We start from the raw sequence: 15,407 nt of genomic DNA, 5'->3' as shown, positions 1-15,407 counted from the left end.
CGAAACGGGAGCGTTCAAGCGTGCCGATCGGCTAGGCTGGACAGAGATGGGAACCCCGCCCCGGACGAGCGTCCTGTTGCCGACCTGCCGCCGGACCGACGTGGTCTCCGAGATCGTCGGCCAGCTTCGCGCGGGCGACGAGTTGCTGGTGGTCTGTGACGACGACGACGATCCGGCAGCGACACAGGCGGCCGAGTACGGCGAGCAGGTCCGGGCTGTCCCGGCCGGCGACCCGGAAGGTTGTTCCGGGAAGGCAAACGCCATCGCCGTGGGGATGGACGCTGCGGCACACGACCGGCTCGTCTGGACGGACGACGACTTCTACCATCCCGAAGGCTGGCTCGGGACACTCCTGGCGGACTACGAGACCCACGGACCCACCACCGAACTCCCACAGTTCGTGGGCACCGACCCGCTCTCGTACCTTGCGGAACCGCTGTACGCGCTGGCCGGGACCGGCGGCGTCTACGGGGCAGATCTGGCGTGGGGCGGTTCGCTCGTCTTCGACCGGTCTGACATCGACGAGGCCGCCTTCCTGGCCGATCTCCGCCGGTCGGTCAGCGACGACGGACTGCTCTCGGAGTTCTGCTCGTTCCACGCGGTCAGGCGGGTACGGACGGTACGTATCGGCGGTTCGATCCGGGCCTCGCTGGAGCGTCACGTCCGCTTCATCCAGATCGCGTGGTACCACGGGCGCCGCGAGTTGGTCGTCGGGACCGCACTGGGGACCCTCGTCGCGGTCGGCTGCCTGCTCGCACCGCTTCTAGGGCTGATCGGGACGACGCTGTTCTGTGCGGCGGTGTACCTGGCCTTCGGAATCCGGCGGTGGACGGTCCTGCTGGCGTATCCGGCCGCGCTCGCACAGGCACCGCTGTTCGTCTACGCACTGGCCCGCCAGTCGTTCGTCTGGGGCGGACGCCGGTACCGATGGCGCTCGCTGTTCGATGTCGAAGTGATCGATGCCGGCCCCGCCACCGAAAGCTAAATCGGGGCAGGCGGTCTGTCTCCGACAATGACACAGGTCTGTCTCGTCGGCGACGACGAGGTGAACCTCCGGTACGAACTCCTCTCCCGCGAAACGGCCAGGAACGCGCTGGCGACGTACGACCTGCGCGAACCGTTCGAGAACACCGTCGCGGTCGAGACGGTGAGTCTGGGTGCCGCCGTCGCGCTGCTGAACGACCTGAACTGGTATCTCGTCCGGTTCGTCGACGCCGCGCTCGTCAAGGAACCGTCGATCAGCGAGAACGAGTGGCTCTCCCGCGATCTGGCGGCGGCGATCAGAGACGACGCCGTCACGTCCGACGAGACCGACCGCTTCCTGATGGTCTACGGCGTCGAGGATCAGTCGGACGCGACGGACCCGGACGACCCCGACACGCAGCGCCCGCCACGGCTCGTCGAACCCATGCTGGTCACGCGGACGGGCGAGGTCATCCCGGAGTACGACCTCCGGGCGGTCGAGGAGACGCTTGTCGTCCGTGTCACGGGCGAGGAGTTCGGTGCGTAGAATCGTTCGACGAGTGGTCGAGTGTCAGAGGCATGTCCGGACGGACGTGACCACTCGCGGGGGCCGCAGTTACCACGGACCCATCAGAAGCCCAGGCGTTCGAACCTACTTATATCGACTGTCCGGTAGTTCTCCCACCCCGCGAAAAACCGCGGGACGAACGGACGACGACCGGCGAGAGTGACACGGTCCTCGTATGAGACGATGGCTTCTTATTCAATCACTTAGAGTAAACTGCCGATGGGAGACCCACCTGCGTTCGTCGATACCGTCGCCAGGCGACGGGAGTTTCTCGACCTGCTGACGGAGCCACGGACGAAGCCGGAACTCGTCGACGCGACCGATGTCGCCCGGTCGACCGTCGACAGAGCCATCGAGTCACTCCGCGAGGAAGGGCTCGTCAGCCGCGACGGAAGCGCCTACCAAGCGACGTACGCCGGCCGGCACGTCGGCGAGGCATACGACCAGTTCGTGTCCCGGACGCGGACGCTCCAGACCGCCCAGCCGGTTCTGGAACCCTTGCCAGCAGACACCACGATTCCGCCGGCCGCCCTCGACGGTGCGACAGTGCTGGAAGCGACGCCCGAGGCACCGCAGGCACCGGTCGACCACAACACCGAACTGGTCGCCGGGGCGACCGAGTTCCGTGGGACGGGGCCGGCCGTCATCCCGCAGTACACCGAAACTGTGGCCGGACTCGTCGAGACCGGGACGACCGTCGAGTTGGTCCTGACCGAGGCCGTCGTCGACGCGCTCCGGCGGGAGTACGCCGAGGGGTTCGAGCGGCTCCGGACGGCGGACGACCTCGGGCTGTACGTCACCGACGAGTCGGTCCCCTACGCGGTCTGGACCGCGCGAACGCCCGACGGTCCAGTCAGTGGGCTGGTCGTCTACACCGAGTCGGGGATCAAGGGCGTCGTCACGAACGGGACGGCGGCGATGAACGAGTGGGCGCGGGCCGAATACGAGTCCTACAGGGCGACCGCCGAGCCGCTGGATTAGTCGAACATCCCGGTCGACATGTACCGCTCGCCGCTGTCCCAGTAGACCGTGACGACCAGCGGGTCCGCGACGCCGTCGTCGAGTAGCCGCTGTGCCCACTCGCGGGCGGCGAGGTTCGAGGCGCCGGAGGACTGCCCGACGAGGACTCCCTCCTCGCGAGCCAGGCGGCGGCACTCGGTTTCGGCCTCGTCGAGTTCGACGGTGAGCACCTCGTCGATGAGGTCGACATCGGTGTTGGGGCTGACAAAGCCCGGTCCCATGCCCTGGAAACTGTCCTCGCCGGTCCCCGGTTCCAGCCCCGAGAGGACGGCGTTGTCCGCGGGCTCGACGGCGACTACGTCCATGTTGGGAAAGGCCTCCCTGAGCCGCCGGCCGGTGCCGCTGATCGTCCCGCCCGTGCCGACACCCGCCACGAGAGCGTCGACGGTCCGGTCGCCGACCTGTTCGACGATCTCGGCGCCGGTCGTCTCGTAGTGGGACTGTGGGTTCGCGGGGTTGTCGAACTGGCGCAACTGGACGTAGCCGTCCCGGTCTGTCAGCTCGTCGGCCCTGTCCTTGGCCGCCGAGATGTCGCCATCGACGAGTTCGATCTCGGCGCCGTAGGCCGTCATGATCTGGCGGCGCTCGGGCGACTTCGAGGACGGCATCACGAGCACCACGTCGTACCCCTTGACCGCGCCGACCATCGCCATCCCGATGCCGGTGTTGCCGCTTGTCGGTTCGACGAGCGTGTCCCCGGTCGAGAGGTCGCCGTCGCGTTCGGCCCGCTCGATCATGAACTTCGCCGGCCGGTCCTTGGCGGAGCCACCGGGGTTGAACGATTCGACTTTGGCGGCGACCGTCGCCCCCGCCGGCGCGTCGACCGACACCAGGGGAGAACCGATGGTGTCGAGGATCGAGTCGTGCATGACTCCGGGTACGCCACGGGGGCCTAAACCCCTACTGGAGCCCCCAAACCGTGATGGGGGTCGCCGGTGGCGGCAGGCTTTTCCGCTGGCTGGGCGACACCCCGGGTATGACCGGGACCGTCGGCGACACCTACGTCGCCGCGCTCCAGCACGGACTCGCCGACCTGGACGGCGACGAGACGCTGGTCGGCGTCGTCCGGGAACCGACAGGCTGGTTCCACGCTACGGTCGACGAGAACGTCCCGGACCTGGGACCGCCCGCCGATCTGCTCGCGGAGACGAAACGGGTCACAGCGGAGTTCAAACGGGGCGGGATGTGCGACGAGGGCGCGCACAACGCCGCCTGGGAGGAGACGGAGTTCGCCGAGCGATACCGGACGTATCTGGACACCGAGGACGCACCACGGGCGGCGCTTACCGACCTCCGGGAGCGACTCGCCGCCGAGGAATCGCTCGTCCTGGTCTGTTTCGAAGGGCCGTCCAAACGCTGTCACCGGTCGATCCTGCGCGAGCGGCTGTCGGGCGAGGACGGCGAGTGAGCCGGGAACTTCAAGCCGGTGGGTCCGTTACCGGGTGCCATGAGCGACTCGGAGCGACTGGAGACGATGGAGCCGAACCCGGTGTGGGTCGAGGACGCCTACAGCGACTCGATCGACGTGCTGAAACGCCACCGTGACGACCTGATCTTCAAGATCTGGGGCGGGGACTGGTGTAAGGACTGTCGCGCTCAGCTCCCCGATTTCGGGGCGGCACTCGAAGCGGCCGGGATTCCGGACGCACAGATCTACCACTACCCCGTCGAGAAGGAAGAGGACGGCTCCAAGACCGGCGAAGCCGTCGATGCCTACGAGATCGAATACATCCCGACCGTCGTCGTCGAACGCGACGGCGAGGAGATCGCCCGCTTCGTCGAGGAGGAACCCGTCCCGATCCTGGTGTACCTGGCCGACGAGATCGAGGCCGCGCTGGAGTAGCCGGCTTCTTTGGGATCAGCCCTGGCCCCACTCTAGCGCCGCCGCCAGGTCGTGTCGTGGCGGCGAACACGCGAAGTTCCGGCAGGCGTAGACCGTCGGCTCGCCGTCTGCTCGGTCACGACCGGCCCAGATCGGCGGTGCCTCGGCCAGTTCCAGCGCGTCGAGCCACGCGTCGAACGCCCCCTCGTCGGCCGGGCGCCAGGCGACGAGTCGCCGCGGGACGTACGTCCCCGCGAGCGTCTCGACCCACTCGGTCGGCGGTTCGGTCGGGTCACAGACGAGCGTCAGTTCGAGCGACCCCTGCTCGTAGGTGTCTGTCGCCAGCGTGAGCGAGGCGTGCTGGAGCGGGTTCGCGGAGACCCGGTTCGCGTGGGTCCGGACGACCCCCTCTGCGACGCCTTCGAAGCGGTCGTCGGCCCGGAAGTGATCGAGCGCGAGCAGGAGGTCGACGGCGACGCCGGTGCTAGACGGCGTCGACTGGTCGGTGAGTTCCTGCGGTCGAGCGACCAGCGCCTCGCCGCCGGTCGGCGTGAAATACAGCGTCTCCTCGCCGTCGTCCCGGAACGCCTCGGTGATCGCCTCGGCCAGTTCCATCGCGAACGCGAGGTGGTCGACCTCGCCGGTCGCCTCGAACAGCGCCAGCGCGCCACGGCCCAGGAACGCGTAGTCTTCGAGATAGCCGTCGATCGCTACGTCGCCGTCCTTGTACCGCCGGGAGAGTCGCCCTTCGGCGGCGTCCCAGAGGTGTTCCCGGACGAACGACAGCGCGTCGGCCGCCACGTCGGCGTAGGCGTCGTCGAGGACCATCGCGCCCTCGGCCAGCGCGCGGATCATCAGCCCGTTCCACCCCGCGAGGATCTTCTCGTCGCGGGCCGGTCGGGGCCGGTCCTGCCGGGCGGCGAACGTCTCGTCGAGGGCCGTCTCCAGGCGCTCGGTGACCTCGCCCTCGGTCATCTCGAACTCCTCGGCCAGTACCGGGAGCGGTTTGCGAACGCCCAGCACGGTCGCCCCCTCGAAGTTGCCGCGGCCTGTGACGCCGTAGTACTCACAGAACAGCTCCGTGGTGGTCTCGTCGTCGACGGCGTCGTGGACCTGGTCGGGCGTCCAGACGTAGAACGCTCCCTCCTCGGTGGCGGCACCGGCATCGGTTCCCGGCGGCCGGCTCACCGCGTCCAGCGTGCTGAAGAAGCCACCGTCGTCGTGCTGGAGTTCCCGCTGGACGAACGCGAACGTCTCCCGGACGACGCTGGCGTACCGTTCGGAGCCGACGGCCTGGTAGCCCGCGAGGAAGGCCCGCGGGATCTCGGCGTTGTCGTACAGCATCTTCTCGAAGTGGGGGACTGCCCACTGCTGGTCCGTCGAGTAGCGGTGGAAGCCGCCACCGACGTGGTCGTACAGCCCCCGATCGGCCATCACGTCGAGCGTCTCCTCGACGACGGCGAGGTAGCTGTCGTCGTCTCCGTCGCTGTCGTCACGCTGTGACGGGGCGGTCCCCGAATCGCCGGGCGACCCGCCGTCGGCGTGAGCGCGAAGGAGCGCGTGGAGCCGTCCAGTCTGGGGGAACTTCGGCCCGCCCGAGCCCCAGCCGCCGTCCTGGCGGTCGGCACCGCGGTGGGCGATGGTCGCAGCAGTCTGGATCAGGTCCTCGGCGGGGTCCTCGGGGTCGGCCGGCGTCGCCTCCAGATCGCTCTCGATGGCGTCGGTCCACTGCTGGGCGCGGTTCTCCATCTCCGCGCGGTCCTCGGGGTCCGCCCACGACTCGGCCAGTCGCTCCAGCAGGTCGCCGAACCCGGGCTGGCCGCGCTTCTCCTCGGGCGGGAAGTAGGTCCCGACGTAGAAGGGCTTGCCCTCCGGTGTGAGCCAAGCCGACAGCGGCCACCCGCCCCCGCCGGTCACCTGCTGGCAGATGCTCATGTAGACGCTGTCGATGTCGGGCCGTTCCTCCCGATCGACTTTGATCGGGACGAACTTCTCGTTGAGGAGGGCAGCCGTCTCCTCGTCCTGGAAGCTCTCCTCCTCCATGACGTGACACCAGTGACAGGCGGCGTAGCCGATCGAGAGGAAGATCGGTTTCTCCTGCTCGCGGGCGGCGTCGAGTGCCTGCTGGTCCCATGGCTGCCAGTTGACGGGGTTGTCGGCGTGCTGACGGAGATACGGACTCTGTGCCTCGTCCAGACGGTTCCGTGACGTGGGCGTGTCGCTCATGGCTCCCCCTCGGAGTGCCGCGGGGAAAAGGGACGCGCCGGGCAGCCACCGGCGCGCACCGAGAGAGCAATACTTACGTCCGTTCCCGTCGCGGCTTCGGATATGACAGAGACTGTGCTGCTCGTGGGCGGCGGCGGCCGCGAACACGCCGTCGCGCGTGCGCTCGCGGTGTCCGACGCCGACCTCTACGCCTGTGCCGGCAACCGTAACCCCGGAATCGCCGCGCTGGCCGAGGGGTTCGAGACGCTCGATACGACCAACCCGACGGCCGTGACGACCTACGCTCGCGAGGTCGACGCGACGCTCGCCGTCGTCGGTCCGGAGGCACCGCTGGCCGCGGGCGTCGCCGACGCGCTTGACGACGCCGGCGTCTACGCCTTCGGCCCACAGGAGGCCGAGGCCCGCATCGAGACGGACAAAGCCTTCCAGCGGCGGTTCATGCGTGACAACGACATCCCGGGCTGTCCGGACTTCGCGACCTTCGACGACATGGAGGCCGCCTGCGAGTACGTCGACGACTACGAGGGCGACCTGGCGATCAAGCCCGCCGGCCTCACTGGCGGGAAGGGCGTCCGTGTCACGGGCGACCAGATCACCAAAGCGGAAGCCAAGGAGTACATCCGCGAGTCGGGCTACGACCGGATCGTCCTCGAAGAGCGTCTCGTCGGCGAGGAGTTCACCGTCCAGGCGTTCGTCGCCAACGGCGAGGTCCGCGTCACGCCGGCCGTCCAGGACCACAAACGGGCCTACGAGGGCGACGAGGGGCCAAACACCGGCGGGATGGGGAGTTACACCGACGCCGGCCTCGAACTACCGTTCATGGACGAGGGCGACTACATGGCCGCCGTCGACGTGATCGAGGCGACCGTCGAGGCCCTGGACGGATACAAGGGCGTCCTCTACGGCCAGTTCATGCTCACCAGCGAGGGGCCGAAAGTCGTGGAGTTCAACGCCCGCTTTGGCGACCCCGAGGCGATGAACACGCTCCCCGTGCTGAACACCCCGTTCCTCGACGTGTTGACCGCCGCCCGGGACGAGGAAGCGCTGCCACAGCTGTCCTTCCAGCCCAAGGCGACCGTGTGTAAGTACGCCGTTCCCGACGGCTACCCGACCGATCCGGAAGCAGGCGCACGGGTGACCATCGACGAGGACAACGCTGGCGACGCGCTGTTGTTCTACGCCAGCGTCGATCAGCGCGAGGACGGCATCTACACCACCACGTCGCGCTCGTATGCCGTCGTCGGCATCGCCGACAGCATCAGCGAGGCAGAGACGATCGCCGAGGACGCGCTCGAACGGGCCGGCACCGAGGGGCTTCGGGTCCGCCACGACATCGGGACGGCGGAGCTCGTCCAGCAGCGCATCGACCACATGGCCGAGATCCGCGGCGAGCACTGACCCGCAGCACGCGAGGTGGTTTCAAGAGTCCGGTCCGTGTATCCCCCGTCGTGTTCGGAGACATCGGTGTCGGTGACGGGGAGCGGGAAGGCAGTCCGAGGGGTGACTGCCCGTGTCGCTGACGACGGTCGACGTACGGTCGTCGCTGAACGTCCTCGGATCGATCCTGCAGTACCTCGCGGTCCCCCTTCTCGTCCCCCTGATCGCCGCTCTCGCCTACGGCGAGTCGCCGATGCCGTATCTCGCCACCATCGCGGTCTCGGTCGGTGTCGGGACGACCCTCGCGCAGTTTCCCCGACGACGGATCGACGACCGCGAGGCGTTCCTGACCGTGTCGCTGGCCTGGCTGTCGATCGCCGTCGTCGGCGCGATTCCGATGGTGATCGAGGGGACCGGCGTCTTTTCGAGCCCGATAAACGCCGCCTTCGAGGGCATGAGCGGGATCACGACGACCGGCGCGACGGTCATCCGGGATTTCGATGCCCACTCGCGGGCGTTGCTGCTGTGGCGGCAGGTCCTCCAGTGGCTCGGCGGACTGGGCGTCTTGCTGCTCGCGACCGCCGTGCTGTCCCGGCTCTCGGTCGCCGGCGCGCAGTTGATGGAGACCGAATCCCGCACGGAGGACGTGACGAAACTCACGCCGGGGATCGAGGACACGGCGAAGATCCTCGGGCGCCTCTATCTCGGGCTCACCGTCGGCGCGACCCTGGTACTGCTCGCGCTCGGTGCGGTGGGGGTGGCGCCGAACATGACCGTCTACGACGCCGTCGCCCACGCCCTGACCTCGATCGCCACCGCCGGGTTCTCGCCGCGGGCCGAGAGCCTCGGCGCGTTCTCGCCGGCCGTCCAGTGGGCGACAGTCCTGTTCATGGTCGTCGGCGCGACGAACTTCGTCCTCATCTACGCGGTCCTCCGTGGCAATGTCGGTCGGCTCCGGGAGAGCCCCGAGTTCCGGTTCTACGTCGGCGTCTTGCTCACCGTCAGCGTCCTCCTGACAGGGTTGTTGTTCGCCAACCGGACGATCCCGGGCGGGATCGAACCGACCGTCCGTCACGCGGTCTTCCAGACGGCCTCGATCGTGACGACGACCGGCTACGCCTCGACCGACTTCAACACCTGGTCCGCCGCGGCCAAACACATCCTGTTTAGCTGTATGTTCATCGGCGGGATGGCCGGCAGCACGACCTGCTCGCTGAAGGCGCTGCGGTGGCTGATCGTCTCGAAGTCGTTCTGGCGTGACCTCAACGTCGCCGCCCACCCGCGGAGCATCGTGCCGGTGCGACTCGGCGAGGAGGTCGTCGACGAGTCGACGGTCCGGGACGTGTACGCCTACACGCTCGTGGCGCTGGTGTTTTTTCTGGTGGGGACCGTGATCCTCGTCGCGGACGGCGAACGGGCGAACGTCCCGCTGACGGAGTTCGAAGCACTGTCGGCGGCCGCCTCGATGTTTTTCAACATCGGGCCGGCGTTCGGACAGGCGGGGCCGTACGGGACCTACGCGGGCTTTGCCTGGTCGAGCAAGGTCGTCATGTTCCTGCTGATGTGGGTCGGGCGCATCGAGATCGTCCCGGTGTTGGTGTTGCTGACGCCGACGTTCTGGCGACGGTAGCGAGGCGTTCAAGGGAGCGGCCGTCCTACGGGTCGACGTGAGCGATACGCAGGCGTCCGGGCCGGACGGTGACGACGGCGAGGCGGAGCCTCGGAGCAGTGAGAGCCGCCACGACCGCCTGACTCGGACGCCGACGCCGGGGCCGCGAAACTCCCTGCTGCACTGGCCGGAGGCGAAGTCTCCGCTCGGCCTCATGCTCAACGCGGTCCTGATCTGGACCGTCCGGTACTCGCCGAGCCTGCAGTTCAAGAACTGGCTGCTCCGACGGCTGGGTGCGACCGTCGGCGAGGGCGTCGCGCTGGGCCTGACGGCGACGCCGGACGTGTTCTTCCCGGAGCTCATCACGCTTGAAGCCGACGCTATCGTCGGCTACGACGCGACGATCCTCTGTCACGAGTTCCTCCAGGACGAGTACCGGACCGGCGAGGTCGTCGTCGGCGAGCGGGCGATGATCGGTGCCGGCGCGGTCGTCCTCCCGGGCGTCGAGATCGGCGCCGACGCACAGGTCGCGGCGAACTCCCTGGTCGCCGAAGACGTGCCGCCGGAAACGACCGTCGCGGGGGTGCCGGCGACGCCCGTCGGCGGTGAGCACTCCCCCGACTAGTTCCGAACCCGGACGATCCCCGACTGGAGGACCTGTTGGTTCGGGATGATGTACTCCCGGCCGTCGCTCTCGACGTGGGTGACGAACATGTCGACTTCCTGGACGATCCCCTCGTGGTCGTCGATGATGACCTCGTCGCCGATACTGTACGGTTCGGTCAACAGGAGGTAGATACCGGCTGCCCCCGCGGACAGCAGATCGCGGAACGCCAGCCCACAGAGGAACACGAGGCCGAAGGCGTAGGCGGCCAGCAGGATCAGCAGGGCCAGCGTGTCGACGCCGAGTTGCCCCAGCGCGATCAACAGCGCGAGATAGAAGATGCTGTACTTGACGAGTTCCGGGAGCACGGTCGCCTCCGGCATCTTGACACTCCGGAGGCGTTCGGAGACGACGAGTTTCGCCTTGTCGGCGGCGATCAGGCCGACGATGATGGCGAAGGCGGCGATGAACAGATCCGGCAGGAACTCGGTCAGGCGTGCCCAGTAGGCCGCGGGACTGACCAACTGCGCGATGTTGAGCGCGATCGTGATCGCGATGACGTAGATGAAAAGCGCCGCGAGGTTCGAGATGATCCCGACCGTCGAGGTCCCCAGGCTCCGGGCGGTTCGCTCGAAGGGAGTCCCCTCGACGGCCTCGGTGACGCCGAGTTCGGCCATGAACCGCCGCGAGGCGCGCCAGACGAGATAGCCGACGACGATCCCCAGAAAGAGGACGGCGACGGAGATGATGAACGTCCCTTTCGGCGAGAATATCGTCCGGATGGCGTCGGGCCAGTTGAATCCAGACTGCATCGTCAGTACTCCTCTGGATCGATCTCCAGGACGAGTTCACCGCCTTTGAACGCCCGGACCATCCCGTCGCTCTCCGAGAGGACGATGGCAGTCGCGTTCGTGTCCCGCGTGATCGCACCGCCGGCCATGTGCCGGGCACCGAGGCCCTTCGGGATGTCGACGCCCTCGGCCGAGGGTTCGAGGTACCGGTACGCCGAGACGATCTTCCCCGAGTCAGAGATGATGAAGGCACCGTCGAGCCGCGAGAACTCCTTGAGCATCACGTTGACGATCGGGTCGCCGACGTGGACGTGGGACTTCTCGAAGGGGTTGTACGACAGCGGGCGGGACTTGTTCATCACCTTCCCGGCGTCGCCGACGACGAACAGGGCGCCGACCGGTTTCCCCTTCTGGCCTTTCTTCCCGAGTTCGATGGCCACCTCCAGTACGTCACGGACGACGGCGGGTTCGGCCCGGGAGTTGGTGAACAGATCGTAGACACCCGACGGCGAGAACGTGTCCGTCTGGATCCGGACGATCGAGTTCTCGGTCCCACCGAAGAGGTCCGCGACGCAGACGATCTCGTCGCCCTCTTCGACGACCTCCCGTTCTAGGGCCCCTTCGATCCCGAAACGGACCCGGCCTTCGAGGTCGGTAAACTCGATCGGGAGTTCGACGAACTCTTCGGCCCCGACGGCGTTCTCGTCGGCGACGACCACGAGCGGGAGGTCGGTGCCGTCCTGGAACCGCTCGAAGAACGCGGCCGTCGGCGAGAAGAGGAACACCGCGTCGACACCGGCGACGACATCGTCTAACAACTCCTGCAACTCGGTCATTGTCCCTACCACGCATCCATATCGGAAAAAAGGTTGCGGGCGGCTGACGGCCCTGATCGGCGGTCAGCGTCGAGGCCCTGGCTCGACGCTCGCAGAGAGGAGTGTATCGAACGCACCGCTCTCGGCGTGGCAGTGCGCGTACGTCCCCAGCGTCCGGTACTCGGTCAGTCCGTCCCGCTCGCCGTCGATTCCCTCGCCCCGGATCACGTCGAACACGAGCGTCGCGTCGTCGGCGACCGACGCCTCGGAGTAGTGGAACTCGTGGCCGCGGCGCCGGTCGCCCGCGCCGGCGGTCACCGTCGCCCGCCGAGCGCGGAGTTCCACGTGATCGAGTGCCTGGTACCGGTCTCGCATTCGGACCTGTGCCGGGAGGACACCCGCCATCCCGTAGCTGTCGCCCTCGGTCGTCGTCAGCGACTCCGACAGCGCCATCAGGCCGCCACACTCCCCGTAGATCGGGACGCCGTCGGCCGCTCGGTCGGCCAGGTCGTCGAGCGTCACTGAGTCGGCCAGTTCGGGGCCGAACCGCTCGGGGTAGCCACCCGGGAGGTAGACGGCGTCGGCGTCGGGCAGCGGGTCCCCGGCGACCGGCGAGAACTGTTCGACGGTCGCGCCCTGTCGGAGCCGTTCGACCGTCGAGGGGTAGACGAAACAGAACGCCTCGTCCCGGGCGACGGCGACGGTCGGCGTCGCCGGGGCGTCGGCCGTCGGCGGGTCGTCTGTCCCGAGCCGGCTGGTCGCCGTGCCGGTTCCATCGCCGCCAGCAGTCGATCCGTCCGGACGCCCTCGGCAGCGGCCGCCAGCGCCTCGCGGTCGACCGGGGACTCCTCGCCCAGCACGAGCCCCAGGTGGCGGTCGGGTATCTCCAGGTCCGAACGCGGAGGAATCCGGCCGAAGTAGGTCAACTCCTCGGGAAGCGCCTCGCGGATCCCCTCGGCGTGGCGGCCGCCGTGGGCCTGCTGGGCGAGGACGCCGACGACATCGACGTCGGCGTCGACGCGGTCGGCGTACGCCCGGAACCCAAGCGCCGTCGCGGCGACGCTCTCCATCCCCGCGCTGGCGTCGACCACGAGGACTACCGGGAGGTCGAGACAGGCCGCGACCCGGGCCGTCGAGCAGACGCTCCCGTCGTACAGCCCCATCATTCCCTCGACGACACAGACATCGCCGTCGCCGCGCCAGTAGGTCCGGCGGGTACCCTCCGACCCGGACAGCCACGGGTCCAGACTGCGGGAGGGCGTGTCGGTCACCGTGCGGTGGTGACTCGGGTCGATGAAGTCCGGGCCGGCCTTGGCCGGTTGCACGTCCCGACCCGCCGATTCGAGGGCGACCAGCGTCGCCAGCGTCGCGACGGTCTTGCCGACGCCCGACTGGGTGCCCGCGAGGACGACTCCCTTCATCCGTCGAGCAGTTGCGCGTAGCTGTCGGCGAACGACTCGCGGACCGCGGCCATCGGGACGCCGGCCCGCTCGGCAAGCGCGAGCGCGCCGCCCATCCCGACGCCCTCCTTCGCTTCGCCGGCGACGAACCGGGTCATGCCGACGTGGTCTTCGCGGTCGAAACCGGGATCGGTGACCGTCAGATCGAGGTCGAACGCGTCGGCGCCGGCCCGGAGGTCCGCCGTCGGGTCCTCGGCCACGTAGCTGGTCGTCGCCAGCGACAGCGGTCCCTCGTAGCCGCCGTGGCGGACCAGCGCGGCGACGGCGAGTTGCTGGCTCCCGCCGGCGAGTGTCACCGCAGTGTCCGTCTCGACGGCCCCGGCGGTCAGGCCCGACAGCGTCGCGAGCACCGGGTCGCCCATCCGCCGGAGCGCCCGCTTTGGCTGTCCGGCAGCGTCGCCGGCGTCGAGCGAACTGGCGGCCAACCCCTCCGCGACGAGTTCGCGCTTCCGCTCGATCGGGTTCTCCGGCAGCGAGGAGGAGACCATCACGTCCTCACCGAGCGCCCGCAACACACCCAGCGCAGTCGTGGTCCCGCCCGGAATCGTCTCGGCGAGCCACAGTTCGGCGTTGGGCAGCGCCCGGCCGAACTGTCTGGCCGCCTCGAAGGCGCCGTAGGCCGTCGGCACCGTGTCCTGCTCGGCGATGTCGCGGCCGGGTTTCGCCCCGACCGACACCGTCGGTGCGGCGGTCGGTTCCGCCACCCCGGCGTCGACGACGGTCACGTCGAAGCCGACACGGTCCCGGACCGCTCGCGTGACCAGCGCCGGCGTGGGACAGCCCTCGGGACTGACAGGGACCGTCTCGGTCCTGACCGGCCGACCGTACGTGAGTAGCTCCGCGTCGGCCGACGGCGTCGTTCCCACCATCGCCGGATCGGCCCCCGCGGCGCTGATGCCGTCACGCTCGGCCGTCGCCGTCGTCCCCGCCGCCAGGACGAACCGCGTCTCGTGCATGGAGAGGCCACGCTCGCGGGCGGTGATTAACCCACCGGATCGCGGCGTGTGATTTATACCCACAGCAGCCGCCACCGCGTGTATGGAGGATTTCGACGAACTCGTCTCGTCGCTGACGCCCCGTGAGGACAACGAGGCGATCAAATCGTACCAGAACACGACTGCCGTCGCCTGTCCCTCGTGTGAACAGCCCTTCGACGACATGGTCGTCTGCAAACAGGAGTTCACGTCCCTGAACCTCGACTTCGAGATGGACCTCTGTACGACCGTCCACGACGGCAACGTCGTGTTGTTCACCCACAAGTAGAAGCCGAGCGGATTCGCACAGCCGCTTGCATCCGCCCGTTTCAGGCCGCATATTTAATATCAAGCACCGTCAAGCGGGTGTATGGCCGCATACGGCCGGCCGACCCTTCGAGACCTGTTCGATGAATCACCGACGCCGCACATCGCGCACCCACCCCGAAGCCACCATCGGGACTTCTACCTCGCCACAGACGGTTCCTTCAGACCTCACGCCGGCGAGACGACGGAGTACGGCGGCGGGCTGGGCGTCGTCATCGAGACCTTCGACGGCGAGCGCGTCACACGGCTGTCGGTGCCCGACACGGCCCCGGACAACAACGTCGCGGAGTATCGCGCACTCCACCTCGGACTCGACGTGCTGGCGGCGCGTGCGCCTCGGGACGCCCGGATCGGGTTGCTCATCGACCACGACCAGCTAGCGGGCAACGTCAACGCCGAGGTGCTCGCGACACACGGTTCCGTCTACGACCCGCCACACGCCGTCACCGTCCCCCGACGGACGGGGCTGCACTGGCGTGGTATCCAGGCTCGGCTGAACGGCTTCGCGGAGGTCAGGGCGGCCCGGATTTCGGGCGACCGGAACCCGGCTCACCCGCTGGCCAACGCACCAGACCAGTACGCACACGTCAACGGTGAACCCGACCGCTGCGTGCTCCCACGGACGACCACCACCGACGACCGGGTCCCACCGCCTTCCCGGTCCGAACGTGGTGAAGCGTCGGACTGAGGGCAGTTCGGGAGCCGGCCGCCGTCCCCACAGGGTCCCCCTCCCCATTCTGCGTGCGCTGTCGACTGTCTCCGGGCGACAGGCTCACTCGACTCGCTGCCGTCGGCGTCCCCGACGCGCTGTTCCTGAACCCGCCCACACGCGGGGACCGGTCGGATCGGTG

At 68.4% G+C, this 15,407-nt stretch carries 15 protein-coding genes and 1 pseudogene; 10 read left to right on the top strand and 6 right to left on the bottom strand.

Features of this window, described 5'->3' with window-relative positions:
- Positions 1-46: 46 nt before the first annotated feature.
- The 3 genes from P1L40_RS17285 (at position 47) to P1L40_RS17275 (ending at position 2,512) form a co-directional block, all read left to right on the top strand.
- Positions 47-985 (top strand): glycosyltransferase family 2 protein, encoded by a 939-nt coding sequence (locus tag P1L40_RS17285; RefSeq protein WP_284008861.1) that lies wholly within the window; start codon positions 47-49, stop codon positions 983-985.
- 27 nt (positions 986-1,012) lie between these two features.
- Positions 1,013-1,510, top strand: coding sequence for a DUF5804 family protein (locus P1L40_RS17280; protein ID WP_284008860.1), 498 nt, complete (start codon positions 1,013-1,015; stop codon positions 1,508-1,510).
- Between the two features lie 240 nt (positions 1,511-1,750).
- Positions 1,751-2,512: a helix-turn-helix transcriptional regulator gene (locus tag P1L40_RS17275; protein ID WP_284008858.1), complete on the top strand. Its 762-nt coding sequence runs from the start codon at positions 1,751-1,753 to the stop codon at positions 2,510-2,512.
- On the opposite strand, the gene P1L40_RS17270 is transcribed toward P1L40_RS17275, so the two are convergent.
- Entirely contained in the window at positions 2,509-3,420 is a 912-nt protein-coding gene (locus P1L40_RS17270) for a PLP-dependent cysteine synthase family protein (protein ID WP_284008857.1), read from the bottom strand. The two genes, P1L40_RS17275 and P1L40_RS17270, sit on opposite strands and share 4 nt — an antisense overlap.
- Positions 3,421-3,527: 107 nt before the next feature.
- On the opposite strand from P1L40_RS17270, the gene P1L40_RS17265 reads away from it, so the two are divergent.
- Together P1L40_RS17265 and P1L40_RS17260 are read left to right on the top strand one after the other, a co-directional pair.
- On the top strand, positions 3,528-3,959 hold the full coding sequence (locus P1L40_RS17265) for a DUF488 domain-containing protein (protein ID WP_284008856.1): 432 nt from the start codon (positions 3,528-3,530) through the stop codon (positions 3,957-3,959).
- Between the two features lie 39 nt (positions 3,960-3,998).
- Positions 3,999-4,394 (top strand): thioredoxin family protein, encoded by a 396-nt coding sequence (locus P1L40_RS17260; RefSeq protein ID WP_284008855.1) that lies wholly within the window; start codon positions 3,999-4,001, stop codon positions 4,392-4,394.
- Positions 4,395-4,409: 15 nt separating this feature from the next.
- Here the strand turns inward: P1L40_RS17260 and P1L40_RS17255 are convergent, their stop codons facing one another.
- Positions 4,410-6,599: a thioredoxin domain-containing protein gene (locus tag P1L40_RS17255; protein WP_284008854.1), complete on the bottom strand. Its 2,190-nt coding sequence runs from the start codon at positions 6,597-6,599 to the stop codon at positions 4,410-4,412.
- Between the two features lie 102 nt (positions 6,600-6,701).
- Here P1L40_RS17255 and purD point away from each other — a divergent pair, with 102 nt between their 5' ends.
- From purD to P1L40_RS17240, 3 genes are all read left to right on the top strand, one after another.
- Positions 6,702-7,997, top strand: a complete 1,296-nt coding sequence (gene purD, locus P1L40_RS17250; protein WP_284008853.1) for a phosphoribosylamine--glycine ligase — start codon at positions 6,702-6,704, stop codon at positions 7,995-7,997.
- A gap of 112 nt (positions 7,998-8,109) precedes the next feature.
- Positions 8,110-9,606, top strand: coding sequence for a TrkH family potassium uptake protein (locus P1L40_RS17245; protein ID WP_284008852.1), 1,497 nt, complete (start codon positions 8,110-8,112; stop codon positions 9,604-9,606).
- 118 nt (positions 9,607-9,724) lie between these two features.
- Positions 9,725-10,210: an acyltransferase gene (locus P1L40_RS17240; protein ID WP_284011085.1), complete on the top strand. Its 486-nt coding sequence runs from the start codon at positions 9,725-9,727 to the stop codon at positions 10,208-10,210.
- On the opposite strand, the gene P1L40_RS17235 is transcribed toward P1L40_RS17240, so the two are convergent.
- The 4 genes and pseudogenes from P1L40_RS17235 to P1L40_RS17220 all read right to left on the bottom strand — a co-directional run bounded on the left by P1L40_RS17235 (position 10,207) and on the right by P1L40_RS17220 (position 14,211).
- On the bottom strand, positions 10,207-11,001 hold the full coding sequence (locus tag P1L40_RS17235) for a mechanosensitive ion channel domain-containing protein (RefSeq protein WP_284008851.1): 795 nt from the start codon (positions 10,999-11,001) through the stop codon (positions 10,207-10,209). The genes P1L40_RS17240 and P1L40_RS17235 overlap by 4 nt on opposite strands.
- 2 nt (positions 11,002-11,003) lie before the next feature.
- A complete protein-coding gene (gene dacZ / locus P1L40_RS17230) occupies positions 11,004-11,816 on the bottom strand; it encodes a diadenylate cyclase DacZ (protein ID WP_284008849.1) in 813 nt (270 codons plus the stop codon).
- A 63-nt stretch (positions 11,817-11,879) separates the two neighbouring features.
- Positions 11,880-13,216: pseudogene (locus tag P1L40_RS17225) on the bottom strand (cobyrinic acid a,c-diamide synthase).
- On the bottom strand, positions 13,213-14,211 hold the full coding sequence (locus tag P1L40_RS17220; RefSeq protein ID WP_284008848.1) for a nicotinate-nucleotide--dimethylbenzimidazole phosphoribosyltransferase: 999 nt from the start codon (positions 14,209-14,211) through the stop codon (positions 13,213-13,215). The pseudogene P1L40_RS17225 and the gene P1L40_RS17220 overlap by 4 nt, the downstream one beginning before the upstream one ends.
- Positions 14,212-14,293: 82 nt before the next feature.
- On the opposite strand from P1L40_RS17220, the gene P1L40_RS17215 reads away from it, so the two are divergent.
- Positions 14,294-14,518 (top strand): DUF7385 family protein, encoded by a 225-nt coding sequence (locus P1L40_RS17215; protein ID WP_284008847.1) that lies wholly within the window; start codon positions 14,294-14,296, stop codon positions 14,516-14,518.
- 81 nt (positions 14,519-14,599) lie between these two features.
- On the top strand, positions 14,600-15,244 hold the full coding sequence (locus tag P1L40_RS17210) for a ribonuclease H family protein (RefSeq protein WP_284008844.1): 645 nt from the start codon (positions 14,600-14,602) through the stop codon (positions 15,242-15,244).
- The last annotated feature ends 163 nt before the right edge of the window (positions 15,245-15,407 follow it).

It is taken from the genome of Haloarcula pelagica, from assembly GCF_030127105.1.
In the GTDB taxonomy this organism is placed as follows: Archaea; Halobacteriota; Halobacteria; order Halobacteriales; family Haloarculaceae; genus Haloarcula; species Haloarcula pelagica.
This window is presented reverse-complemented; position numbering and strand designations above follow the sequence as displayed.